This is a genomic window from Sphingobacterium sp. SGG-5 (genome assembly GCF_011043525.1).
In the GTDB taxonomy this organism is placed as follows: Bacteria; Bacteroidota; Bacteroidia; order Sphingobacteriales; family Sphingobacteriaceae; genus Sphingobacterium.
In genome coordinates, this window is the sequence record NZ_JAAKGO010000006.1 from 150,554 (window position 1) to 175,240 (window position 24,687).

The window sequence follows — 24,687 nt, forward strand, 5'->3', positions numbered from 1 at the left end:
AAAAATACGCATAAGTCGGTGAATTTAAAACGGTTTGCTATTCTCCTTAAAAAATCGTAAGTTTGAGGTATTCCAAAGTTTGGGATATTCCTTTAATTTTTAAATCCATTTAATGTCTAGAAGCCAAATTACATTCAACAAAAAAGAACGCGTAAAGAAACAACAACAGAAGAAGCAGAAAAAGGCAGAGAAAAAAGAACTCAGCAAGGTGAACAATGACAAGGGGAAAGCCCTGGAAGAAATGTTTGCTTACGTTGATGAGTTTGGTAATATCTCCGATACACCACCTGAAAAGAAGTATGAGTTTAAGGAAGAGGATCTGTTACCTCCTAAAGATCCTACAGAAGAATACCATCACGGCAAAGTATCTTATTATAATCCCGAAGGCCATTATGGCTTCATCCGTGACAACCTTACCCGTGAAACCGTTTATTTCAACGACAAAATTGCCGGTATCGTTTTAAACGTCGATCAAAAAGTAAAGTATAAATATATCCGTACGAAACAGGGAAACCAAGTTTCCGAGGTCGAAGTGTACGTATAATAAAAATAAAATGCAGCCTAACTTTACGTTAAGCTGCATCTCTCTGTTTTGAAAATTAATTATTTTCCTAGCTTATTTATTGTGCTAGTCTAACGTTTACGGCATTTAGCCCTTTTTTTCCTCTTTCAACTTCGTATGTTACGACGTCATTCTCACGAATGTTGTTGATAAGTCCTGAAGAATGTACGAATACATCCTGACCACCTTCTGTTGGTGTGATAAAACCGAAACCTTTTGTTTCGTTAAAGAATTTTACTGTTCCTTCTTGCATTGTATTACTGTATTTGATTAATTAATTATTTACTGTTTATGCGATAGCGAGCTGAAAACCAATCAGCTTCTGTATGTTTTTCAAGTTTGTTCTTTCCTCTTCACAGCAGAATGAAAGTGCTACCCCTTCCTTGCCCGCTCTACCTGTCCGTCCGATACGATGTACATAAGTTTCTGAATCGGCAGGTAGATCGTAATTAATGACATGTGGAAGATCAGCAATATCTATTCCCCGTGAGGCGATATCCGTTGCTACAAGAATATTTATCCGTCCGTTTTGAAAGTCTGCCAATGCTTTTTGTCGTGCATTCTGCGATTTATTGCCGTGTATAGCTGCGGCCGAAATGCCCTGCTTTTTTAAGTTCTTAACCAATCGGTCAGCACCATGTTTGGTGCGTGTAAATACGAGCGATTGTTGTATAGCCTGTTCATTGAAGACTCTCACCAACAGCTCTGTCTTTTTCTTTTTATCGATAAAATACACCGATTGTTTGATTGTGGGTGCTGCTGAAGAAACGGGAGTGACAGAGACCTCCGCAGGGTTTTGTAAGATCGTGTTCGCAAACGTGCGGATTGCCGGAGGCATGGTAGCCGAAAAGAATAACGTCTGACGCGTCGTAGGGACCTGTTTTAATATCTTTTTTATATCGTGAATGAAGCCCATGTCCAACATCGTGTCCGCTTCGTCGAGTACCAGATGTTTGACTTTTTGGAGGGTGATAATCTTCTGATTGAGTAAGTCCAGCAATCTTCCCGGTGTGGCGACGATGATATCTACACCACGTCGAAGCTGTTCGACTTGTTTAACTTGAGATACACCTCCAAATATGACGGCATGTCGTAATGACGTATATTTGGCGTATAATGCTATATTCTGGTCGATTTGTATAGCTAGCTCCCGTGTCGGGGCAAGTACCAGCACCTGTGGCTTACGGTGGTTATTATCCTGAAGCGTGGGAAGGAGAGATTGCAGTATAGGCAATGCAAAGGCTGCGGTCTTTCCGGTGCCGGTCTGTGCACAGCCGATAATATCCCTACCTTGTAAAATAATGGGTATCGCCTGTTCCTGTATAGAGGTAGCAGTAGAAAAACCTACCTCGCGGAGTGCTTTTTGTATGGAGTCTATGAGACCCAATTGTTCGAATGTCATGTTGTGAATTAATGGTAAAAATTAGTGCAGATTAGCACTTTTTCGAAAAGATAACAGCAGCTGTTGTTGATTAAATAAAACATTATAAACTAAAAACTTGGCTGCTGAAAAAACGAAAACTAAAAGAGAAGAATAAATTAAATTCTCTCAGAAATTGCGTTAGGCAGAGGCCTTATTACTTTACAAAGGTACTATAATTATTTGTAAATCAAATTTTTATTTTTCTGGAACGTCATTTATCTCCGTTAATGCCAATTTATATATAAAGAATACCTTATCGTGACAGCCCTTTTAGCACTTTCCAATGCGAATGAAATGCATTAGCGAAGGATTTAAATTCGTGATAAGTGACGCTGTACTCCTGACAGGTCTGTTTCACAATCCGGTTGATCGCAGGATAATGTACGTGGCTGATTTTAGGAAAAAGATGATGTTCGACCTGAAAGTTCAGCCCGCCCAACAACCATGTCAATAGTTTGTTCCCCGTCGCAAAATTAGCCGTGGTGTGAAGTTGATGTACCATCCATTCACTCTCGATGCGCTCCGAGTCGACAACTTTGAATTCAGTCTCACCGACCACGTGGGCCAGCTGGAATACCGTAGCAAGGCACATCCCACACACCATACCAGCTATCAGTAAGCCTATCAGCGTTGGGAGCCAACCCACCATAATTACCGGAACGACAATGAACAGCAGCAAATGAAAAACTTTGCTTGCCCAGAATATGATTTTCTCCCGCACCGGGAACTGAAATTTATCCGAATGTTTCCCAAGACGTTGTCTGAAATATTTCTCATAATCCTGATAAAAAATCCACGCCAGGTAGGAGATTCCATATAAAACAACAAAGTACACATATTGATATTTATGATGTTTTCGCAATTGTTGATCTTGGTGGAGCCGCATGAACTTCACCTCGATATCGTGATCCTCTCCTTCGATATTGGTATAGGTATGATGCGCTATATTGTGCTTGAGTTTCCAAAAATAGATATTACCGCCGAGCAGATTTAGGCTGTAAGATAAGAAGGTGTTCAGGGTCTTATTTTTTGAAAATGAATTATGACCTGCGTCGTGCATGACGTTAAAACCAATAGCAGCGAGGTTTACGCCAAAGAGTGCACACAGCAAGATCGCGATGGCCCAGTGCGGCTGTAGAAAAACAAGCGTAGCATAAATAGCGATAAAAGTCAAAAAAAGAGTCGTGGCCTTAACGAATATCCGTTGGTCACCGGTCTTATCCTTCGAACTGTTCTTAAAATAGAGATTTATTTTTTCTTTAAGCGCTTTTGAGAATAATGTGCTTACATTATTGAATTTGATAGTTGGTTTCATTGAACGTGATTACCTGTCCTTTAAAAAGAGATGATGAGTAATTGATTATTAGACAGGGTTTTGATAAAATATAAATAATGCAGTAAATATAAGACTAATAATTGAATGTTTTCTCCTCTCGCTGTTAAATGATGTTAAAGTAATGAGGCTGTCTCAAAAGTGGCTTTACCGTCATTTCGAACGACGTTAGGAGGAGAAATCTAAGGAGATGAACGCGTTAATCAGTCAAAAACGCAGATTATCACGTCGCTAAGACTCCTCATAATGACGCGTTTTTAGGCTTGCAGATCTTTTGAGAGAGCCTCAACGAAGTCTTGGATAGCTCGCACAGGATCAGTTGTTTTCATGAAATTCTCGCCAATTAAGAAGCTGTGGAACCCCTTGTTTCTTAAGTCCCGTATCGTAGCGGGATTTGAGATACCACTTTCAGATACCTTAATATAACGCTCCGGAATTTTGTTGACTAAGTCGTAAGAATGTTCGAGAGAAACACTAAAGTCTTTCAAATTACGGTTGTTGACACCGATGGCATCGATATGCTCAAAAATATTACGTTCTAGCTCGTCCACATTATGGACTTCAAGCAACACGCTCAGACCCAGAGATTTCGCATAGGTGGCGAACGTTTCGACTTCCGCGGGAGTCAGGCAAGCGGCAATCAATAAGATTACATCCGCGCCATAGGCCTTTGCTTCTGCGATTTGATAGGTGTCGACAATAAATTCTTTGCGGAGCAGGGGAATACGCAATACCTCGCGTGCAGCGGTTAGATCCTCCAAACTTCCCTGAAAGAAATCCGGATCCGTCAGCACCGAAACCGCCGATGCCCCGGCAGCCTGATAACCTTGGACGACCTCCTGCACGGTCGAATGCCCATTGATTAAACCCTTCGATGGTGAGGCACGTTTATATTCGGCAATAATCCCTGTGCGTTCCGGATCTAAGATAGATTCTCTTAGTGAATAGCAGGTCCGGGAGAAGAGGGGATATTGTTCCAACTCAATCTGTGTGACCTTTGATTTAGCTTCCGCTACTTCCTGTTTTTTCTTTTCTACGATTTTATCGAGTATAGTCATTTTAGTATTGCGTATTGCGTATTGCGTATTGCGGCGTTGCGCACCGTTGTCAATCTTCAATACAAATTCCAAGTTATTCTTAATCCTTAAGCCAGTTTTCAATGAGTTTTTTGCCGTTATCTGTCAACACGGACTCGGGGTGAAATTGCAAGCTACGTACATCGTAGGTTATGTGTGATAGGGCCATGATGACTCCGTCGGGATCGAGCGCCGTTATTTTCAATGTCGAGGGTAGTGTGCTTTTTTCCACGGCCCAGGAATGGTATCTGCCAATTTTAGAATTACGGGGGAAATCCTCGAAGAGTTTTTCCTGCTCATCCGTAATGATGATGTCGGTTGCTACCCCATGCAGCGGCTTGGGCATGTTGAAAAGTGTTCCTCCGAAAACTTCCGCTATGGCCTGCTGGCCGAGGCAAATGCCCAATATACTCTTGGTCGGGGCATAGGTGCGGATAACCTCTATTAGTAATCCTGCCTCAGACGGAATACCCGGGCCTGGAGACAAAAGGATTTTGTCGAAATTGTCGACGTAATCTAAAGTGAATTTGTCGTTTCGGACTACTTCGTATTTGCAATTTAGCTCTTGTAGAAGATGTACCAGGTTATAGGTAAAAGAGTCGTAATTGTCTATTACCAATATGTTATGATTGCTCATTGTTCTTTAAATTATGAATTGTGAATTATATCTCCTCGGCGATTTCTAAGGCCCTTCGTAATGCAGCGATTTTATTGTTTACCTCCTGCAGTTCTTTCTCCGGGTCTGAGTCCAGTACAATACCTGCACCCGCCTGATAATGCAACATCCCCTTTTTACTTAGAAATGAGCGGATCATAATAGCATGGTTAAAATCTCCGTTGAAGCCCATATAGCCCAATGCGCCCGAATAAAACGAACGTTGAAGTCCTTCATAACGGTCAATTAAGGTCAAGGCCATATGTTTTGGCGCGCCCGATAAGGTACCTGCGGGAAATGTATCACCGACCACGTCAAAAGGATTCGCTTCGGGATGGAGTTTACCCGACACTTTGGATACCAGATGGATAATATGTGAGTAATATTGTGCTTCTTTATAGGATCTAACCTGAACCTGTGAGCAGTGACGGCTCAGGTCATTGCGCGCCAGGTCGACTAGCATAACATGTTCCGCGGATTCTTTAGGGTCGTTTTTCAATTCCTCAGCTATTTTTTCATCCTTCTCCATGTCACCCGTTCGCTTGAATGTCCCAGCTATCGGGTAGATCGTTGCTTCCCCTCGTTTAATGGTTAGCTGTGCTTCTGGTGAAGACCCGAATAGCTTAAAATCGCCGAAATCAAAATAAAACAAATAAGGGGAAGGGTTGATCGAACGTAAGGCACGGTAGACATTGAATTCATCCCCACCGAACGGACGGGCAAAGCCTCTGGACGGAACAATCTGAAAAACATCCCCCCGTTGTATATGTTCCTTCATCTTACGGACGAGACTGCGGAACTCTTCATCTGTCATATTGGACGTTTCTTCGCCTTGGATATGAAAAGGATATTCGGGAAAGTTCTTATTTTGGATCAAGTATTCCAGTCGTTCCAGATCACTTTCTTCGTCATCAAGCAGATTTTCGAAAACATACAGTTGGTTGCGGAAATGGTCGATGGCGATCACATACCGGTAGACATGGTATTGTAGAAAAGGAATGGCTCGCTGCTCATCCAATTCAGCCGTGAGACTAATATCTTCAAAGTGCGACACCGCATCGAACGTGAAATATCCAAAGAGCCCATTGGAAATCACCCGTATATCCCGAAGGTCGGTAGGCTGAAAAGCCTTCCTAAAATCCGACACTTCCTCCCTCAGATTTATTTCTGATGCTTTCTTATGTATAATCGGCCGACCCGGATAGGCAATCTGCAGATTGTCCTGATCTAAAGTAATGCTTGCGATAGATTGACAGCAAATATAGCTGATATTGTTATCTCTACTGTGATACTCCGAACTTTCCAGCAGTAAGCTATTCGGAAAGATATCACGGAGTCTCAAATAAATGCTTACAGGTGTGGTCGTGTCCGCCAGTATTTGTTTATAGTTCGTTTGAAATGTATATCTCATGGTTTGCAAAGTAAAATCAAAGTTAAAAATAAAAGCCCGACTATTTTGCCGGGCTTGAATTTGAATGGTTTTGGTTGATTATAAAAATCCGTATTATGAATACCAAAATATTAGTTGCCCAACATGTTATGCTCAGGCCGCCACCAATATTGATATTTGTTCATATTCATCATTGCAGCACAAAATTATATTATTTTTTAAAATGTCCAAGCGATTTTAACAAAAAAATAAAAAAATAATATTCGTTAGTCATTTAATAAATCAGGGCGACGTTGTTGCGTACGTAACAGTTGTTGTTCGTCCCGCCATGCAGTTATTTTCGCTTCATGTCCACTTAAAAGCACATCAGGTACCTTGTGACCCCGCCAATCCGCAGGGCGGGTGTAAATCGGCGCATCCAGTAATCCGTCCTGAAAAGAATCCGAGAGTGCCGAGGTTTCGTCCGAAAGCACACCGGGGATCAGTCGGACGACAGCGTCCACGACAATAGCGGCAGGTAGCTCACCTCCAGAAAGCACATAGTCACCGACGGAGATTTCGCGGGTCACATAAATATCCCGAATACGTTGGTCAATACCTTTATAATGACCACAAAGAATCATGATATTTCCTTTCACCGATAGCTCGTTGGCCATCGTTTGATTAAGGGTATGGCCATCCGGTGTCATGTAGATGATCTCATCATAGGATCTTTCAGACTGGAGTTTTTCTATGCAGGCCGCAAAAGGTTCGATTTGCATGACCATGCCTGACCCACCCCCATACGGATAGTCATCTACCGATTTATGTTTATTATTGGCATAGTCACGGAGGTTGTGCACATGTATTTCAGCCAAATCCTTTTGTTGTGCGCGTTGCAAAATGGAATGAGCAAACGGACTTTCCAACAGGGAAGGCAAGACGGTAATGATATCAAATCGCATGGGGCAAAGATACAGATTGTCGCTCAAGCCGCGATGGGCTCCTACTTTTTTTTCTCATATCTCACTACTCATGTAACCCTATAACCCAACAACTATTGATAAAGCGAAATAAATAATCATATTCTATAGATTGATTATAAATACTATGCAAACATAATATTTTTTCAAAAAAGCTTGGTTCGAAACAAAGAGACCTCTATATTTGTTATGTTTTAACACTTTTTAACACTAACAGGCGTTCTCAAGCGCCTAAATTTTTAAAAAACAAAAACATGAAACAAAAATTACTCAGTTTATTTTTTGTGTTGACATTTCTGACAGGAGTGTCCTACGCACAGAATCGTCAGGTGAGTGGTAAGGTCACTTCCGCAGCGGACGGGTCTCCAGTGAGTGGAGTATCGGTGTCCGTGGTCGGGTCGACTACAGCTACCCAGACAGATGGTTCAGGGAATTATTCCATTTCGGTATCGAATGGTTCGGTATTGAACTTTTCCTACATCGGTTATCTCAGCCAGCGCGTTACAGTAGGCAATCAATCTGTGGTCAACGTGCAGTTGGTAGATGAGTCGGAGACTTTGGAGGAAGTGGTGGTGACAGCTTTGGGGATTTCGAAAGAAAGGAGATCCGTAGGATATTCGGTTTCGAATGTCAGCGGAGAAGATTTAACGAAATCCGGTGAAGCCAATATCATTCAAGGTCTGGCCGCTAAAGCCACAGGAGTACAGATCACTTCTTCCAGTGGTACACCTGGTGCTTCTTCCAAGATAGTCTTGCGTGGACCTGCGACTTTTTCGGGAGACAATCAGCCTCTAATTGTAGTGGATGGGGTGCCCATTGACAATGGTGTGAACTTTCCTAGAGCAGGCGATGACCCATACAACCAATATCTAGCGGGTGTGCAAGTTGGAAACAGGGCTTTAGACATAAACCCTGAGGATATAGAAAGTGTAACTATACTAAAAGGTCCGGCTGCTGCCGCACTTTACGGACAGGCTGCTGGTAATGGGGCTATTATATATACTACAAAAAAGGGTAAATTAGGTTCAGGATTAGGTATTACGTTTTCTACAGGAGCCGAGATACAGCAAGTCAATAGATTACCTAAATTGCAAAGTAAATATGGACAAGGAGCAGGCGGGGTGTATTCCCCTGCAGACCCAAATAGCTGGGGTCCAAACTTGGAGACTAGTAACACCCCAACGTACGATAATGTTGGTGATTTTTTCAAAAATGGAATGAACTATACGAATAATTTGGCGATTACTTCCGGAGGGGAAAGAACTTCTTTTCGGTTCTCTATAGGATCGACAAACAATGAAGGTGTTGTTCCTTTCACGAAGTTCAATAGATACACCGCTCGATTAAGTTCGGACACGAAATTATCGGATTGGATGAATGTTGGTGGAACTTTAAGTTATACTAATTCCAATACAAGGGCGGCTCAAAATGGTAGTAATCCAGCTGGTGTGATGCTTGCTTTGTTGAGAAATCCAGCAGAGTTTAATATTGCGGATTACGAGAACAAGGAGGATGGAAGCCAAAATACGTATTTTGCTAATTATGACAACCCGCTTTGGTCGTTGAAATATAATCCCTATACAGAAGAAAATAATCGTATCACAGGAAATGTGCATACAGATATTAAATTGGATGAAAACTTCTCAATCAATTGGAAAACAGGTTTGGATTCTTATTCAACATCTGGTAAACAGATCTATGCAGTAGGTTCAAATGGGGATGATTTTGGTGCAGGATGGGGAGAGGTTAAATATAGAAGTATTAATTACAGGAATCTGTATACTGATTTGTTGCTGAACTATAAAAAAGAAATCTCTTCAGACTTTACTGTAAATGCACTCTTAGGAGGGAACTTTAATTATAAACAATATAGCTCTACTTTCACTCGTGGTAGAAATCTATCGATTGCAGGGTATTACAATTTGGCTTCCGCAAGTAGCTTATATGGAAGTAATTCTGAAGAATACCAAAATAGTAAAGCGATATTTTTGGATGCTACATTCGACTATAGAAATATATTGTTCTTGACGTTGACGGGCCGTAATGAATGGTCAACAACCTTCGGTAAGAATGCAAAAGGCTTCTTCTATCCTAAAGCCGATATTTCTTACGTCTTCTCTCATCTGTTAGAAAACCAGGATATTATCGATTATGGTAAAGTCAGATTAGCCTATTCGAATGTGGGTATAGCTCCTAGTGTATATTCCGATAGAACATATTACGAAACGCCGTTTATTGCTGACGGCATGACCAATGGTTTTTCTTTTCCATATATTGGCCGAACTGGTTATGCAAGAGGAGCTGTAGCAGTGTCTGACAATTTTAGCCCGGAAAGAAACGAGGGTTATGAGGCTGGGTTAGAGATGAAATTCTTTAAGGGCCGATTAGGACTCGACTTTACGTATTATCAGCAAATATCATCTGACCTATTAATCGTACAACCAATAGACCCTACAACAGGCTATTCCGACTACTATAATAATATAGGCAAGATGAAAAACAAAGGTATTGAATTGGGTTTGGAAGGTACGATCGTGAAATCTTCTGATTTCAGTTGGAACGCCAGAGTGAACTGGTCTACCAATGACAACGAAGTGTTAGAGTTGGCCGAGGGTGTTACAGAATTAAGTATCGGTTCCGCGTTCTCGGCTCCTCAGTCGTATGCCATTGTCGGTGAACCTTTTGGTGTGATGTACTCGCAGAAGTTTAAAAGAGATGGAAATGGCAATATCATAGTTTCGCCCGATGGTTTTCCGGAATATGAGGATGCGTTGGGGAATGTAGGAAGTACTATTCCGGATTGGCTGATGAATATCAACAATGAATTCAACTATAAAAACCTGTCATTTTCGTTTCTTTGGGATATAAGAAAAGGAGGCAAGATATGGAATGGTACCTATGCGACATTGGTTCAACGGGGAAGGGCAGATATCACCGCAGATAGAGACAGAACTTATGTGATTGATGGTGTTTATGCTGACGGCACTAAGAATACTACAGCGATAAGTGGTGCTGATTATTTTAGCTCCAAATATTTAGGAAACGCAAACACTGAAATTGCCATTGAGGATGGTTCTTGGGTAAGGTTAAGATCTGTAGATTTGAGCTATCGTTTCAAAAAGATTTCAAAAGCTATAGATTACTTGCAGCTTGGTGTAAATTTGCGTAATCCATTGTTATTTACAAAGTATAGAGGTGTAGACCCCGAAACCAGTTTGACGGGATCCAGCCAGAATTTTGCAGGATATGACTATTACAATAATCCAGGGACTCGTTCGTATTCGCTTAATTTGCGTATAGGTTTTTAATTCAAAACTCGTAATAAGATGAAAAAGTATTTTAGATTTATATATATATTATGTCTGGCAACGCTTGTCGGATGTAAGACGGGAGATGATCTGTATATCGATCCTACCGTCCCTGTTGAAGCGAACCTGCCTACCCTGTTGACCGCGTTGCAGGTCAACACATTCGTAAATGTTGAAGGTGAGTTGGCACGGCAGAGCAGTATTTTTGTACAGCATTCTGTAGGACTCAGTAACCAATATACTGATGTGCAGGACTATTTTATCACAGAAGGGGATTATGCCAATTCATGGATAGGACTGTATACGGGAACTATGCAGAATGCAAAGATTTTGATTGATCAGGCGGGAGATGAAAATCCTTATTACGCGGGTATTGGGAAGATTGTCTTGGCGATTAATATAGCGATGACTACCGATCTATGGGGAGATGTCCCCTATTCGGAAGCCTTCCGACATGATGAGGGCATTCTTACACCAAAGTTGGACGCGCAGGAGGAAATATATGCAAGTATTGACGCCTTATTGGAAGATGCGATAGCTGATTTTCAACATAGCGAAGACGGCAATCTCTATTTACCCGGTGACGATGATTTGATTCATGGAGGAAATGTTGGGTTATGGACAAAAACGGCATATACTTTACGTGCACGTTATCTGAACAGACTGTCGAATAAGGCGGATTACGATACGGATATTTTAGACTACTTGTCCAAAGGTATATCAGCAAATACTGAAAATGCCGAGGCAGTGCATGATGAGGATCAGCCTAATCAATGGGATGCTTTTCAAAGTCAAAGAGCGGGATATATTGGGGCTAACAAAGTATTTGTTGATCGACTAAATTCCACTAACGATCCCCGAATCTCTTATTTTCTAGAAAAAAATGAAGATGATCTTTATGTCGGAGGCGATATTACACAATCACAGATCAGTGCTAACATTTCTACAGTTGGTAGCTTCTTTGCTTCAACTAGAAGCTATCCTATTGTTACGTTTTACGAAGCGAAGTTTATCGAAGCAGAAGTGTTAGAACGGCAAGGGACTGATGCTTCGGATGCGCTAAACGATGCGATAGAGGCATCCGTTGAATATGTGACGGACGGAGAGGAAGATGGTAGTTCTATAGCAACGTATGTTAACCCTTCTAAAACTGATATTTTGACAGAGAAATGGGTAGCGATGTACAATCAATCTATAGAATCTTACAATGATTATAGACGTACTGGGATACCTGCACTTACCCCTAGAGCAGAATCCCTTGGCGCGAAACTGGATGTTATTCCTAAGCGGTTGCCTTTTCCCAAAGAAACAACGTTATATAATCCTAATGCAAAATTCATAAAACTAGACGTTCCCGTCTGGTGGGCTGAATAGTTTGAAGAAGTCATAGCATGAAAGAGATCGGCTGTTCCTATTGGAGCAGCCGATTTTTTGTTAACAGGGAATGACTCAGTCACAACAGGGAATGACATAGACACATCAGGGAATGAGACAATGATAACAGGGAGTGACGCAGACACAACAGGGAACGCGGCAATGATAATAGGGAATGACGTAGACATAACAGGGAATGCGGCAATGATAACAGGGAATGACGGAAACATAACAGGGAATGACGCAAACACAACGGGGAACGGTCCAGACACAATAGGGAATGACGCAAACACAACAGGGAATGACTCAGACACAACAGGGAATGACTCAGACACAACAGGGAATGACGCAAACGCAACAGGGAATGGCTCAGACACAACAGGGAATGACGCAAACGCAACAGGGAATGGCTCAGACACAACAGGGAATGACGCAAACGCAACAGGGAATGACCCAGACACAACAGGGAATGGCTCAGACACAACAGGGAATGACTCAGACACAACAGGGAATGACTCAGACACAACAGGGAATGACGCAAACACAATAGGAAATGACTCAGACACACCACACTTTGCACCAAAGTGTGGTGTGTCTGACGCTAACTGTACTGTGTCCGGCACAAAAGCAATTGCTTCTGTAACGGTTTTAGGGTAACTTTGAAATTTCTGGCTTTCAATTTTGAAATATCCGGGACTTTACTTTGAAATATCTGCTACCTAACTTTGAAATTTCTTACGCTCTATTCGCCAGGATACTCAATTCCTGGGCTACACGACCGGCAAGATCGGCGAAAGCCTTTGCTGTAGGATCGTCCTGATCTAATGCGATAGGAAAGCCATTATCCCCTGCGTCAGCAATAGACTTGACCAAAGGCACTTCCCCTAAGAAAGGTACTTTATATTCTTCCGCAAGCTGCTTTCCACCATCTTTTCCAAAGATGTAATATTTATTGTCTGGCAGTTCAGCCGGTGTGAAGTAAGACATGTTTTCTACGACACCCACAATAGGGATATTAATGCCTTCCATGCCGTACATCACAATTCCCTTCTTGGCATCAGCAAGGGCGACCTGCTGTGGTGTAGAGACAATCACCGCTCCGGATATGGGGTAGGTCTGTGCTACGGTAATGTGTATATCGCCGGTTCCCGGAGGCATATCGACGACCATATAGTCCAATTCGCCCCAATCGGCATCATTGAACAGTTGTTTGATCGCTGACGTTGCCATCGGTCCCCGCCAGGGAATGGGTTGGTTGGGATCGGTAAAGAAACCAATAGACAATAGCTTCAGGCCATACTTTTCGATAGGTTCTATCCGGGTTTTACCATCCGGGCCTTGCGTGGCAGCGGGCTTTGCGCCTTCCAAGCCAAACATGATAGGTAGCGAAGGACCGTAGATATCGGCATCCAGCAGCCCCGTTTTGGCGCCCGTCGCCGCAAGCGCTAAAGCGAGGTTGGATGCGACAGTGGATTTCCCTACGCCGCCTTTACCGGACGATACGAGGATGATATTTTTTATACCCTTGAGTTGATTTTGATCTACCCCTATGACACGAGATGTCATGTTGATATCTACCGCAATCTCCTTGCTCACAAAAAGGGCAATCGCATTCCGACAGGCATGCTCAATATGTCCTTTTAAAGGACAGGCAGGCGTAGTCAGTACGACGTCAAACTTAATTTTATCTGGATAAATTTCAATATTCTGGATCATGTTTAAGGTAACCAGATCCTTTTTTAGATCGGGTTCTTCGACATGGCCTAAGGCGTGTAATATCTGTTCTTTGGTAATCATTACTTGCGTAATTTTTTTCACGAAGTTACCGAATGTGTCAGATAATCGTGTCATTTTCATGTTTTATTCTATTTTTTGCTACTTTTAAATAAAAAAATAAAAGCTTTTTTCGAACAACATGAGGATGAGCGATAGACAAAAGAAAGTACTGATAGCGGGTGTGGGTATATTTATTATTCTGCTTGGCATCGGATTGGCCATTGGACTTTCTAAAAGAGGAGTGATGCTCGAACGCACTATGACGAAGGTGCAAAAGAAGCTGAAGACAGATTACCTTGTTGACTTGCATATCGGCAGCTATGGATTTGATGGGCTGACTACCGTTTTTCTGGATGAAGTGACCGTGATTCCCGCGGGACGTGATACACTTGCGGATATACATCGATTGGTGGTCGGCATCCGTTTGCTGCCTTTATTGTGGGGAGAGGTCAAAGTTGGCAATCTGGAAGTTACTGCCGGAAAGGTGTCTTTTGTCAAAGCTGACTCCACGAGTAACTATGACTTTCTCTTTCGTAAAAAGGAGAAGGACTCGACCGTAGTAGAGAAACCTTCAGAGAAAAATTTTGCAACGTGGACCGAAAAATTGGCAAAGGAAGTTTTTTCAAAAATTCCGCGGAACTTAAACATGAAGGATGTTGAAGTTTCATACCGCGATAAAAATGGTGTTCAAAAAATTCGTATACCCGATGCGGTAATGGCCCGGGGGAATTTTGAGACCAGTTTGTTTTTGAACGATCACGACGCCGAATGGATATTAAAAGGGCATGTGGATGGCGATCATCAGCAGTTGCGACTTGAGGTCTCTTCGAAGGAAAAGGGTACAGAACTGCCTTTTCTGAAAAATAAATACGGTCTGTCGGTGAGTTTTGACAAACTGATCTTTGACCTCCACCATATCAAGCGGCGGGCAAAAGATCTGCTGAGTCTGGAAGGGGAGATGGCCTATCACAACCTATTGATCAACCACCGTAGACTGTCAGCCGCGGATATTTTTATTCCCCAGATTAAAGCAGAAGGCGGACTCGATATTTCCAGCGATTATATAGCATTGAGCGAAGGATCCTCCGTAGCGGTGGAGGATTTTCGGATAACACCTCACATCAAGTTTTCCCGATCTCCGAAAAAACTGTTGGAGCTTGCTGTGCATACCGGAAAATTTGCTGCCCAAGATTTCTTTGACGCTATTCCGCAAGGCTTGTTCGAATCATTGGAAGGCATAGAGGTAAAAGGAGATATCGCCTATGATCTGGATTTTTCGGTGGATCTGGATACCCCCGATCATGTGCTGTTCCGATCGTCTATCGACGATGAAGCACTTCAGATTGTCAAGTGGGGAAAAGCACGGGTAGATTCCTTGAAATTTCCATTTGTATATCCAGCGTACGACGATACGACGTTTGTCCGGGATATCCTTGTCGCTCCGCAAAATCCGAATTTTGTGCCGTTGGCGGAAATTCCTTACGTCTTGAAAACGACAGTGCGCAATACGGAAGATCCTTTTTTCTATCGGCATAATGGCTTCGAGGAGGAAGCTTTCAAACTATCGATCGCGACTAACCTGAAAGAACGAAAATTTAAACGGGGAGCGAGTACGATTTCGATGCAATTGGTGAAGAATGTATTTCTCAATAGAAAGAAAACTATGGATCGGAAGATCGAAGAAATCCTACTCGTGTGGTTGATGGAGGCGTCGGGGGAAGTCAGCAAAGATCGACTGCTGGAAATTTACCTCAATATCATTGAATGGGGCAAGCGCGTGTACGGTGTATCGGAGGCTGCACGCTATTATTTTGATAAGGACGCCCGGCAGCTGACGCTGGGAGAAAGTTTGTTTTTGTCCAGTATCATTCCCCGGCCTAAGACGGGAGTGTCATCTTTTGATTATACCGGACATCTCAAACCTTGGGTACAGCGTCATTTCAATACCTACGGATATATTATGTCCAAAGTGGGGGACTTGAACAATGTGGCAGTGCCGGAGAATTATGGGTTCTATGAAGTCGTGCTGCAACCTCGTCTGCGACCTGCACGCCCTGCGTTTGTGGATACTATCGATACCGTAGCACCTGATATTGTAGAGTATCATGAACAGGTCATTCGGGAAATGGAAGCTGACGAGCAGGTGAAGAAATCCATTCTTGATAAATTATTACATCAAAAGAGCGATGGACAAGATTCAGATAGATAACCTCCATTTTCAGCGCTTTATCGATTACGATCAGATACAAAAGCGCATACGGTTGATCGGCATCGATATCAATATGAAATTTGAGCATCAGCACCCGGTCTTTCTAGGCGTATTGAACGGCTGTTTTATGTTTATGGCCGACTTGATGAAACAGATACATATCTCCTGTGAAATGTCTTTTGTCAAGCTCGCTTCCTACGATGGTATGAGAGGAGGAGAGATCGGAGAGTTGATAGGTGTGGGCATGGATTTGAAAGGAAGACACGTTATCATTGTGGAAGATATCGTCGACACGGGTAATTCGCTGAAATACACGATGGATAGTCTGGAAAAATTAGGTGTCGCAAGCGTTAGTGTTTGCGCCTTGTTGCTCAAGCCCACATGCTTGCAGCATGACTTTGACAACGTGATGTATGTAGGCTTTGAAATTGAGCCTGAGTTTGTCGTGGGCTATGGTATGGACTATAACGGACAATGTCGCAACCTGCCGGATATATACCGAAAGTTTAAGACCTAAAGCTACAATTCGCCAGATGATTGTTGACCATGCCTACAGCTTGCATGTAGGCATAGCAGATGGTAGTGCCGAAAAATTTCATGCCACGCTTTTTTAGATCTTTGGCGATAGCATCCGATTCGGCACTGGAGGTAGGGGCTTGCTGCATGTTGTCCAAGAGCTGTATGACGGGTTGCTCATTGGGCATAAAGGAGTAGAGGTAATTGTAAAAACTGCCATATTCCTGCTGAAGAGCAATATATATACGTGCTGCTTGTACGGCAGCAGCGATTTTACCCCGATGGCGTACAACAGCTGGATCCAGACAAATACGGTCAATTTCTTCATCGTCGAAGGCGGCAACGCGGTGGACATCGAAGTCAGCAAAAAGCTTTCGGTATCCGGCTCTTTTCTTCAATATGGTTATCCAGCTTAGACCTGCTTGAGCGGACTCCAGGATCAAAAATTCAAAAAGCGTACGTTCGCTTTTGGTGTGTTTGCCCCACTCTTCATCGTGATATTTCATGTATTCAGGATCGTTGCCGCACCAAGGACAACGTATTATTGGTTCTGCCATATTTGTTGATGTATTCAAGTTGGAATCGATAAAAAATCATACCTTTGGTACGCCATGCTACAAAAGATATTCAGACAGGTGCAAATTAATAAAAAAGGCGGATGGATAAAGCTTCTTTTTTTATTCTTTTGTTCCTCATCTCTTGGCGTTGCGCAAGAAATAAGTCCTGTTCTTCGTGATAGCAGCGTTGTACAACAAGCGGATTCAGCGGCTTTGTTTGCTGTTCTGCAAGACTCACTCGCCAAACAATATATTTACCCCGCGCCTTCTGCTGGCAACCCAATGTTGGACAGCCTCCGCAAGTATATTACAGTGGAAGGAAATGATTTTATCCGTTGGATGCATGACATGGACGCATTGACTCAGGCAGATACTGTGGGATATAGTAAGACCACAGCCGCTTATAAACCTGTCCGACCAACCTGGGTAGTGGTTGTATTCATCGCGCTGGCACTGGGTATAGCTATGGTCAGGCTGTTTTTTGCAGCCATGTTCCGAAATATTGTATTGGCCTATTACGACAAGCAAATATTGCAGAATATGAGCAAGGAGGATAATATGATCACGTCTTGGCCTTATATCTTTCTTTATATACTTTTTAGCTTTTCGTTAGCGCTATTTTTATTGGTATATACTTCCTCTTTTCATGCAATGGAAGTGCTGACGCTAAAGAATTTTTTCAATCTATCCGGGATTGTCGCTTTATTGTTTGTATTGAAGATTCTATTTGTCCGAGGGCTTGCATTGATTTTCGAAATCGAAAAGATTATCCGGGAATATGTATTGATCTTGTATCTGGTATATTTCAATAGCATGCTGATCCTTATGCCGGTATTATTGGTCCTCCTTTTTGTGCCTGCCTTTTACTTTAAATTTTTGTTAATTTTGTTCGCCGGAGTGGTGTTTATGTTGTTTCTATACCGGTTTGTCGTGGCAGCCTTATCCCTGCTAGGGCAATTAAAGTTTTCGATCTTTTATTTAATTCTTTATCTTTGCAGCTTAGAAATAGCACCGATTTTAATTTTAGTGAAGATGCTAAATAATTAAATTAAGGAGAGAATTTATGCAGATTGATGTTGCGAGAGCAAAAAAAGTAAAAAGTATTTTAGTTACTTTACCTAAACCTGAGAATGATAAGTCACCCTATTTTACATTGGCCTCAAAATACAATTTAAAGTTGGATTTTCGGGGTTTTATTCATGTGGAAGGGGTTTCAGCCAAAGATGTGAGGAAGGAGCGCGTAAATTTCGCGGATTATACAGCTATAATTTTCACGAGTAAAAATGCGGTTGACCATTTCTTTCGGGTCTGTGAGGAAATGCGCTTTGAAGTGTCTTCAGAAATGAAATATTTCTGTATCTCAGAAGCCATTGCATTGTATTTACAAAAATACATCCAATACCGGAAACGCAAAATCTTCTTTGGAAAGCAAACGGCAAAAGATCTGGAAGATGTCCTGAAGAAGCATAGCGATGAAAAGTTCCTATTTCCTTGCTCGGACGTAGCTAATGAAGAGACGCAAAAATGGCTGCAGGACAATGGTTATGATTTTACACCGGTTGTGCTATTTCGGACTGTTATCACGGATATTACAGATTTGAAAGATGTTTTTTATGATGTTATCGTGTTTTTCAGCCCTTCAAGTGTACAGTCATTGTATGAGAATTTTCCAGACTTCGTTCAAAATAATACACGGATAGCAGCATTTGGCTCGAGTACGCAGCAGGCCTTGTTAGATAAAGGTTTAATATTGGATATTCCTGCCCCGACGCCGAGTGCACCAAGTATGACTATGGCTGTGGAGGAGTATATCAAACAAGTGAATAAGTAAAGGTGGTTGTTAAAAGATGTTAAATGCTAATGAATTGTTACATTTTTTTCTTTTTTTTTGTGGAAACCTTAAAATGTAACATTTTATCCTGTACATTTACGTACTTAAACTTATTTTAGTAAGCTTGAAAATGAGTGTTTTCATGGCGAGATAGAAATTTATGAACTTAAAAAGATACAATTTTGCCTATTGTTTCGTCCTGTTTGTCGGCGTTGTTTTTTTATATTCCAGTTGTAAAGGACCTCGAAATTCGGGAGAATTAGTGGGTGTTTCGCTGAATAAGCTGAAAACGAATAAGACGCCTTATGGCATGGTTTTAATACCGGGCGGAACCTTTATCATGGGACAATCGGACGAGGATATTACGTTTTCTCAAACGGCAAAAAACCGACAGGTAACTATTGCTCCATTCTATATGGATGATACGGAGATATCAAATAGTGAATATCGACAGTTTGTATTTTGGGTGAGAGATTCAATTTTGATCCACAACTTTTTAGGCGACGATAGTTATTTCATAACCTCAGCTGATGGTGACGTAAAGTACATCGATTGGGATAAAGTCAGTAAGAACTCTCCTTGGAAATCGAAAGATGATGCGGCACGTGAGAAGCTGAATAGTATGTATTACCAAGGTGAGGATCGTATTTTCGGAAAGAATGAGCTGGACGTCCGTTTGTTGCGTTATCATTATGAATGGTATGACCTGCGGGCGGCGGTAGAAGGCAAGGGAGATCCCAATAAAAGACGGTCCGATTTCATTCGCCGTGACACGATTTCAGTTTATCCGGATACAACGGTGTGGCTTGCTGATTTTAGCTATGCTCAGAATGAACCTATGGTCCGCGGATATTTTTCCCATCCTTCCTATAATGAATATCCCGTGGTGGGTGTAACCTGGAGACAGGCACAGGCTTTCAATTCTTGGCGGACCCAGTTGTTCAATAGCGTTGCACAAAAAACCCGTCAACAGCCACGTCTTGATTATCAGCTTCCTTCCGAAGCACAGTGGGAGTATGCAGCACGAGGGGGAAGAATAGGTATGCAATATCCCTGGGGAGGCCCCACAGCACGAAATGCACGGGGTTGTCTGATGGCGAACTTCAAGCCGGGGCGTGGAAATTATATGGACGACGGCGTGGCTTACACAGCTCCCGTATATTCCTATTTTCCCAATGACTTTGGATTATATAACATGGCAGGGAATGTGGCGGAATGGACACAATCTAGCTACGATGAGTCTGCATATTCCTTTGTACATGATATGAACCCTACCTATACATATCACGCAAAAGCAGGAGATGATTTATCGATGAAACGTAAGGTTATTCGTGGAGGATCATGGAAAGACATCGGTTTCTTTTTACAGAATGGTACCAGACAATACGAATATCAGGATACGTCTAAATCGTATATAGGATTTAGGTCTGTGACAAATTTTGCAGGAGTTACTTACTAGTACAATTATATTTTTGAAAAATGGCGAAGAAAAAGAAGTTTGGCTTTGGAATTAATACCTTGATCAATTGGGGTGCCACTGTGGTCATTATCGGTTTAATGTTTAAAATATTACATTTTAAAGGCGGGGAATGGATGATTGGCATCGGATTAGCTGTCGAAGCCTGCTTATTTTTTCTGATGGGCTTTATGGCTGCGGAAAAGGAGGTCGACTGGACACGGGTCTATCCAGAGCTGGATGAAGATTTTGCAGGCGAATTGCCTAAAAGTAGTGTTGCTGCGCAGCAGGCGCAGCCCGCGGCTGTCGGCAATACAGCTGCGTTGGATAAATTACTCCAAGATGCAAAAATCGACGAAAACCTGATCGGGAATTTAGGAGATGGCCTGCGCGCATTTGGGGATAAGGTTGCTACAATCTCTACGGTAGCAGATACCGCGGTGGCTACCAATCAGTTTGCGGATAGATTGAATGCTGCATCGACGGGAGCAGCTCAACTGAGCCATGCTTTCGACCGTGCTGCCGCAGATTTGGAAACATTCAATGAATCCGCAGCAGATATGCAACAGTTTAAAGAACAGGTCAGTACTTTTAATAAGAATCTATCTTCATTAAATGCTATCTATGGCAATATGTTGTCTGCTATGAGTGCAAATCGTTCATAATTGTTTTATCTGAATTTTTAAGGAAGAGCACAGCATACTATGGCAGGAGGCAAAGAGACACCAAGGCAGCGGATGATCGGCATTCTTTATTTGGTGCTACTAGGATTAGTAGCATTGAATGTAAGTGATTCTATTCTGGATGCTTTTAAGAACCTTGGTAATAGTTTGAACACGTCGACACAGAATACACAGGCGGGAATTGATAATATGTTTTTGGCTTTTCGGGAAACCAAAATGAAGGAGAATCCCGAACGTGCTAAGCCTTTATTGGATAGAGCCGAACAGGCCCAACGATTGGTTACCGCATTGACCAATAAATTGCGTGAATATGAGCAATTATTGACACAAGAAGGCGGTGGTATCAATGAAGAGACTGGCGATGTGACCTTTCGTGGCAGTACGGATATCTCCGCGCGTTTGATGATTAACCAGGGGCGAGGCAAGAAACTCCGGGAGCTGATCAATACGACAGCTGCAGAATTGAAGAAACTGACGAATAATGAAGTAAGCTTTGCGTTAGCTGCTGAAGATCCTTCTCCTCGTGGTGGCGTGCGAAAAAGTTGGGAAGAAACTAGCTTTGGCGATGGGATACCATTGACAGCAGCGATCACGGCGTTGGAAAAGATCAGTGCAGATGCGAAGAATGCCGAATCGGCAGTGGTGAAGCATATTTTCGGTAAGATGGATCAGGCGGTCGTTAATCTGGATAAATTCGCTGCTGTTGCTGTAGCGCCAACATCCTATCTGATTGCAGGGCAATCTTATACGGCTAAAGTGTTTTTAACGGCGTATGATTCTAAATCCAACCCTGAAATTATGGTAAATGGCTCACCCATTCCGGTAATTGATGGACAAGGTACCTATACCTTGACACCAGGAGTGGGGACACATACCTGGAAAGGGGCTATCCGAGTACAGCAAACGGATGGTACTTTTAAGATGTATGAAACGGAGCCAATGACATTTCAGGTGGCAAAACCTTCTGCAGTAGTTTCGCCGGACGCGATGAACGTCTTGTATATTGGCGTCGATAATCCTATTTCTATATCCGCACCGGGTGTGCCGGCGGAGAGCTTACATATTTCGGGGGCGGGAGTCAACCTGAAAGATAGGGGTGATGCGAGATATATTGCCCGCGTGTCGTCACCAGGTGATGTCTCGTTGCAGGTTACGGCAACAATAGACGGGAAGGTGCAAAATTTAGGTACTTCTAAATTCCGTGTGAAGCGTATTCCAAAACCAACTGCCCGGGTAGCGGGAAAAGAAGGCGGACGAATTTCAGCTGCCCAGCTACGTGGACAAACGGTCGTATCAGCGTCGTTGGATAATTTCGATTTCGATGCCAAATTTAGTGTGACTAAATTTAATATGTATATTTCTAAGCCACGGGTAGATCCTATTGGACCCTATGCGGCTTCGGGTAATGATTTTACGGGACAGATGAAAACAGCGCTATCGGGATTGACAGCGGGGTCTGTTGTCATGATCTATGATATTGTCGGCGTAGGACCTGATGGTACAGCACAAAATCTTAACCCTATAACATTCCAAGTAACGAACTAATAGAAGGTAATTCTATGAGAAAGAAAATATTATTATCGACGGTTATTTTGGGTTTTTCATTGGCCGCTTTGGCACAACAGGAAAATCTCGCTAACAGTACCCAGCCTGTGCAGTTGGATGAACCACCGATAGACGGCTATGTGGCGAAATCGGATATCGCGAACCGTAAGGTAATACCTTACCCCCCCATCCGACAGACTGATGTTGCTTTCAGCAGGCGCGTGTGGCGGGAGATCGATCTTCGGTTGAAAATGAACAAAGTATTTGCATCGCCAAAGGCACGATTGATCGATATTCTGGTGGATGCTATACAAGCGGGTGAATTGACAGCATACGATCCTACACCTACAGAAAATGACCCGACGGGTGATAGTTTTAAAAATAAGCTTACCATCGATCAGGTGATGGCCCGGTTAGGAGGAGATAGTGTTTTGGTGGAGCAGTTTAACGAGAATAATGAAGTGATAAGCTCGCATTATGAAAAACGTCAGTTTAGTGGCGAGAATGTGATTAAATTCAGAATAAAAGAGGACTGGATTTTTGACAAGCAACGGTCTATTTTTGAGCCGCGCATTGTCGGTATCGCGCCTTTGATTACACCACAGATTGCGGGTTTAGAGACTGGACAGGTGGACGATGCGGGAGCTGCAGGGGCTGGTTCTGACCCGTTTGCGGTACAGCCGGAAAATAATACTGCCGATGCAAATACTCCGCCTCCTGCTGCCCTAGAAGATGCCGTTGCAACACCGCAAGTCGAGCCTACGCCAGCATTCTGGATTTATTTCCCGGAAGCACGACATATATTGGTAAATAAAGAAGTTGTTAATAGACATAATGATGCTACAGGTCTGAGTTATGATGACGTATTCATACAAAGGCTTTTTGCAAGTTATATCGTCAAACAGTCAAACACAGACGATCTGCGTATTAAAGATTATGTTCAAGGCGATGTAGATCGCTTATTAGAGTCAGAACGCATTAAAACTGCATTGATGGACTACGAACAGGATCTATGGTCGTATTAGTGTAAGTGATAAAAATCACTTGTCTTTTCGCAATATTTCTACAAATTAGCGTTTAGAAAATACTTTTTAAACGTTAAAATGTAGGAATATTTTTTTTTATGTTTGTATGTATAGTTTTTTAAATAGATAGCTTGTGAAACTGAAACCTGTCGATAGCATTTCGGGGGTCGCTCCAAAGGATTTTGTGAACGATTATCTTAACAAAGGTCAGCCTGTAGTGATTCAGGATTTTATTAGCCCGGACAGCCCTTGTTGGACCAAGTGGAGTTATGACTATTTTAAAGAAATAGCAGGGAATGAGCAAATTGATGTTTATGGCCGAGAAGAAGAATCGCAGAATCATGCCGCTAGTCCTCCTGTGGGCCGGATGAGTTTTGGTCAGTATCTGGATAAGATCAGTTCGGAACCTACTGAATTACGACTATTTTTGTTTAACCTGATGAAAATACGTCCGGAGCTGAAAAAAGATGTTATTTATAACGATGTGACCGGAGGAAAGGTCTTGCAGTTTTTGCCGTACATGTTTTTTGGTGGGCAGGGTTCGGCAACACGTAATCATTTCGATATTGATATGTCGCATGTGTTTATATCTCAATTTCAGGGCAAGAAGCGTATCTGGGTCTTTCCGAATGAGCAGTCGGACCTGATGTATAAGTTGCCTTATAATTTTCACAGTATCGCCAATCTAAAAACAAGTAGCCTGGAAGAGTATCCGGCTTTGAAATATCTGGATGGTTATGAGGCCGTCATCGGCCCGGGAGAGACACTCTATATGCCGGCAGGTTGGTGGCATTATATTCAATATGAAACAGAAGGCTATTCCATCTCTGTACGGGCATTGGCAAACTCATTGGGAGAAAAGATAAAAGGAGCGAGGAACCTTTTTGTGACCCGTTATTTCGATGATACCATGCGCCGGATTTTTAAAGATAAATGGCTTCATTACAAAATCGATACGGCAAAGAGGCGTGCGAATAGGGCCATGAAGCGCCGTCAGAAATAAGTC

General features: G+C 42.5%; 22 protein-coding genes. 13 read left to right on the forward strand and 9 right to left on the reverse strand.

Annotation, left to right across the window (positions count from 1 at the left end; all coding sequences use genetic code 11):
- The first annotated feature begins 112 nt into the window (after positions 1-112).
- Positions 113-544 (forward strand): cold-shock protein, encoded by a 432-nt coding sequence (locus G5B30_RS10990; RefSeq protein WP_206367089.1) that lies wholly within the window; start codon positions 113-115, stop codon positions 542-544.
- 76 nt (positions 545-620) lie between these two features.
- On the opposite strand, the gene G5B30_RS10995 is transcribed toward G5B30_RS10990, so the two are convergent.
- From G5B30_RS10995 to trmD, 7 genes are all read right to left on the reverse strand, one after another.
- A complete protein-coding gene (locus G5B30_RS10995; RefSeq protein ID WP_165320045.1) occupies positions 621-815 on the reverse strand; it encodes a cold-shock protein in 195 nt (64 codons plus the stop codon).
- Between the two features lie 36 nt (positions 816-851).
- Positions 852-1,964 carry a DEAD/DEAH box helicase gene (locus G5B30_RS11000; RefSeq protein WP_165320046.1) on the reverse strand — a complete coding sequence of 371 codons (1,113 nt, stop codon included), beginning with the start codon at positions 1,962-1,964 and terminating at the stop codon, positions 852-854.
- A 274-nt stretch (positions 1,965-2,238) separates the two neighbouring features.
- Positions 2,239-3,300, reverse strand: a complete 1,062-nt coding sequence (locus tag G5B30_RS11005) for a fatty acid desaturase family protein (RefSeq protein ID WP_165320047.1) — start codon at positions 3,298-3,300, stop codon at positions 2,239-2,241.
- A gap of 275 nt (positions 3,301-3,575) precedes the next feature.
- Positions 3,576-4,376, reverse strand: coding sequence for an indole-3-glycerol phosphate synthase TrpC (trpC, locus tag G5B30_RS11010; RefSeq protein ID WP_165320215.1), 801 nt, complete (start codon positions 4,374-4,376; stop codon positions 3,576-3,578).
- Between the two features lie 79 nt (positions 4,377-4,455).
- Positions 4,456-5,031 carry an anthranilate synthase component II gene (locus G5B30_RS11015; protein WP_165320048.1) on the reverse strand — a complete coding sequence of 192 codons (576 nt, stop codon included), beginning with the start codon at positions 5,029-5,031 and terminating at the stop codon, positions 4,456-4,458.
- A gap of 25 nt (positions 5,032-5,056) precedes the next feature.
- Positions 5,057-6,460, reverse strand: coding sequence for an anthranilate synthase component I family protein (locus G5B30_RS11020; RefSeq protein WP_165320049.1), 1,404 nt, complete (start codon positions 6,458-6,460; stop codon positions 5,057-5,059).
- Between the two features lie 245 nt (positions 6,461-6,705).
- Complete coding sequence (gene trmD / locus G5B30_RS11025) at positions 6,706-7,383, reverse strand: tRNA (guanosine(37)-N1)-methyltransferase TrmD (RefSeq protein ID WP_165320050.1); 678 nt, start codon at positions 7,381-7,383, stop codon at positions 6,706-6,708.
- A 272-nt stretch (positions 7,384-7,655) separates the two neighbouring features.
- On the opposite strand from trmD, the gene G5B30_RS11030 reads away from it, so the two are divergent.
- The 3 genes from G5B30_RS11030 to G5B30_RS11040 all read left to right on the forward strand — a co-directional run bounded on the left by G5B30_RS11030 (position 7,656) and on the right by G5B30_RS11040 (position 12,740).
- Positions 7,656-10,709 (forward strand): SusC/RagA family TonB-linked outer membrane protein, encoded by a 3,054-nt coding sequence (locus tag G5B30_RS11030; RefSeq protein WP_165320051.1) that lies wholly within the window; start codon positions 7,656-7,658, stop codon positions 10,707-10,709.
- Between the two features lie 18 nt (positions 10,710-10,727).
- The gene (locus tag G5B30_RS11035; protein ID WP_165320052.1) at positions 10,728-12,083 is read left to right on the forward strand and encodes a SusD/RagB family nutrient-binding outer membrane lipoprotein; all 1,356 of its coding nucleotides are present in this window, start codon (positions 10,728-10,730) and stop codon (positions 12,081-12,083) included.
- 120 nt (positions 12,084-12,203) lie between these two features.
- The gene (locus G5B30_RS11040) at positions 12,204-12,740 is read left to right on the forward strand and encodes a hypothetical protein (protein WP_165320053.1); all 537 of its coding nucleotides are present in this window, start codon (positions 12,204-12,206) and stop codon (positions 12,738-12,740) included.
- A gap of 78 nt (positions 12,741-12,818) precedes the next feature.
- On the opposite strand, the gene G5B30_RS11045 is transcribed toward G5B30_RS11040, so the two are convergent.
- The gene (locus G5B30_RS11045) at positions 12,819-13,880 is read right to left on the reverse strand and encodes an Mrp/NBP35 family ATP-binding protein (protein ID WP_165320216.1); all 1,062 of its coding nucleotides are present in this window, start codon (positions 13,878-13,880) and stop codon (positions 12,819-12,821) included.
- A gap of 124 nt (positions 13,881-14,004) precedes the next feature.
- Between G5B30_RS11045 and G5B30_RS11050 the strand changes: the two genes are divergently transcribed.
- Positions 14,005-16,068, forward strand: coding sequence for a transglycosylase domain-containing protein (locus tag G5B30_RS11050; RefSeq protein WP_240903186.1), 2,064 nt, complete (start codon positions 14,005-14,007; stop codon positions 16,066-16,068).
- Positions 16,046-16,585, forward strand: coding sequence for a phosphoribosyltransferase (locus G5B30_RS11055; RefSeq protein WP_165320055.1), 540 nt, complete (start codon positions 16,046-16,048; stop codon positions 16,583-16,585). The genes G5B30_RS11050 and G5B30_RS11055 overlap by 23 nt, the downstream gene beginning before the upstream one ends.
- On the opposite strand, the gene G5B30_RS11060 is transcribed toward G5B30_RS11055, so the two are convergent.
- Positions 16,575-17,141 carry a DNA-3-methyladenine glycosylase I gene (locus G5B30_RS11060; RefSeq protein ID WP_165320056.1) on the reverse strand — a complete coding sequence of 189 codons (567 nt, stop codon included), beginning with the start codon at positions 17,139-17,141 and terminating at the stop codon, positions 16,575-16,577. The two genes, G5B30_RS11055 and G5B30_RS11060, sit on opposite strands and share 11 nt — an antisense overlap.
- 54 nt (positions 17,142-17,195) lie before the next feature.
- Here G5B30_RS11060 and G5B30_RS11065 point away from each other — a divergent pair, with 54 nt between their 5' ends.
- The 7 genes from G5B30_RS11065 to G5B30_RS11095 all read left to right on the forward strand — a co-directional run bounded on the left by G5B30_RS11065 (position 17,196) and on the right by G5B30_RS11095 (position 24,684).
- Positions 17,196-18,188: a DUF4271 domain-containing protein gene (locus G5B30_RS11065; RefSeq protein WP_165320057.1), complete on the forward strand. Its 993-nt coding sequence runs from the start codon at positions 17,196-17,198 to the stop codon at positions 18,186-18,188.
- Between the two features lie 16 nt (positions 18,189-18,204).
- Positions 18,205-18,972 (forward strand): uroporphyrinogen-III synthase, encoded by a 768-nt coding sequence (locus G5B30_RS11070; protein ID WP_165320058.1) that lies wholly within the window; start codon positions 18,205-18,207, stop codon positions 18,970-18,972.
- 160 nt (positions 18,973-19,132) lie between these two features.
- A complete protein-coding gene (locus tag G5B30_RS11075) occupies positions 19,133-20,431 on the forward strand; it encodes an SUMF1/EgtB/PvdO family nonheme iron enzyme (protein ID WP_165320059.1) in 1,299 nt (432 codons plus the stop codon).
- A 20-nt stretch (positions 20,432-20,451) separates the two neighbouring features.
- Complete coding sequence (gene gldL / locus G5B30_RS11080; protein WP_165320060.1) at positions 20,452-21,093, forward strand: gliding motility protein GldL; 642 nt, start codon at positions 20,452-20,454, stop codon at positions 21,091-21,093.
- 39 nt (positions 21,094-21,132) lie between these two features.
- Positions 21,133-22,656, forward strand: a complete 1,524-nt coding sequence (gldM, locus tag G5B30_RS11085; protein WP_165320061.1) for a gliding motility protein GldM — start codon at positions 21,133-21,135, stop codon at positions 22,654-22,656.
- A 14-nt stretch (positions 22,657-22,670) separates the two neighbouring features.
- Positions 22,671-23,681: a gliding motility protein GldN gene (locus G5B30_RS11090; protein ID WP_165320062.1), complete on the forward strand. Its 1,011-nt coding sequence runs from the start codon at positions 22,671-22,673 to the stop codon at positions 23,679-23,681.
- Positions 23,682-23,814: 133 nt separating this feature from the next.
- Positions 23,815-24,684: a cupin-like domain-containing protein gene (locus tag G5B30_RS11095; protein ID WP_165320063.1), complete on the forward strand. Its 870-nt coding sequence runs from the start codon at positions 23,815-23,817 to the stop codon at positions 24,682-24,684.
- Positions 24,685-24,687 lie beyond the last annotated feature (3 nt).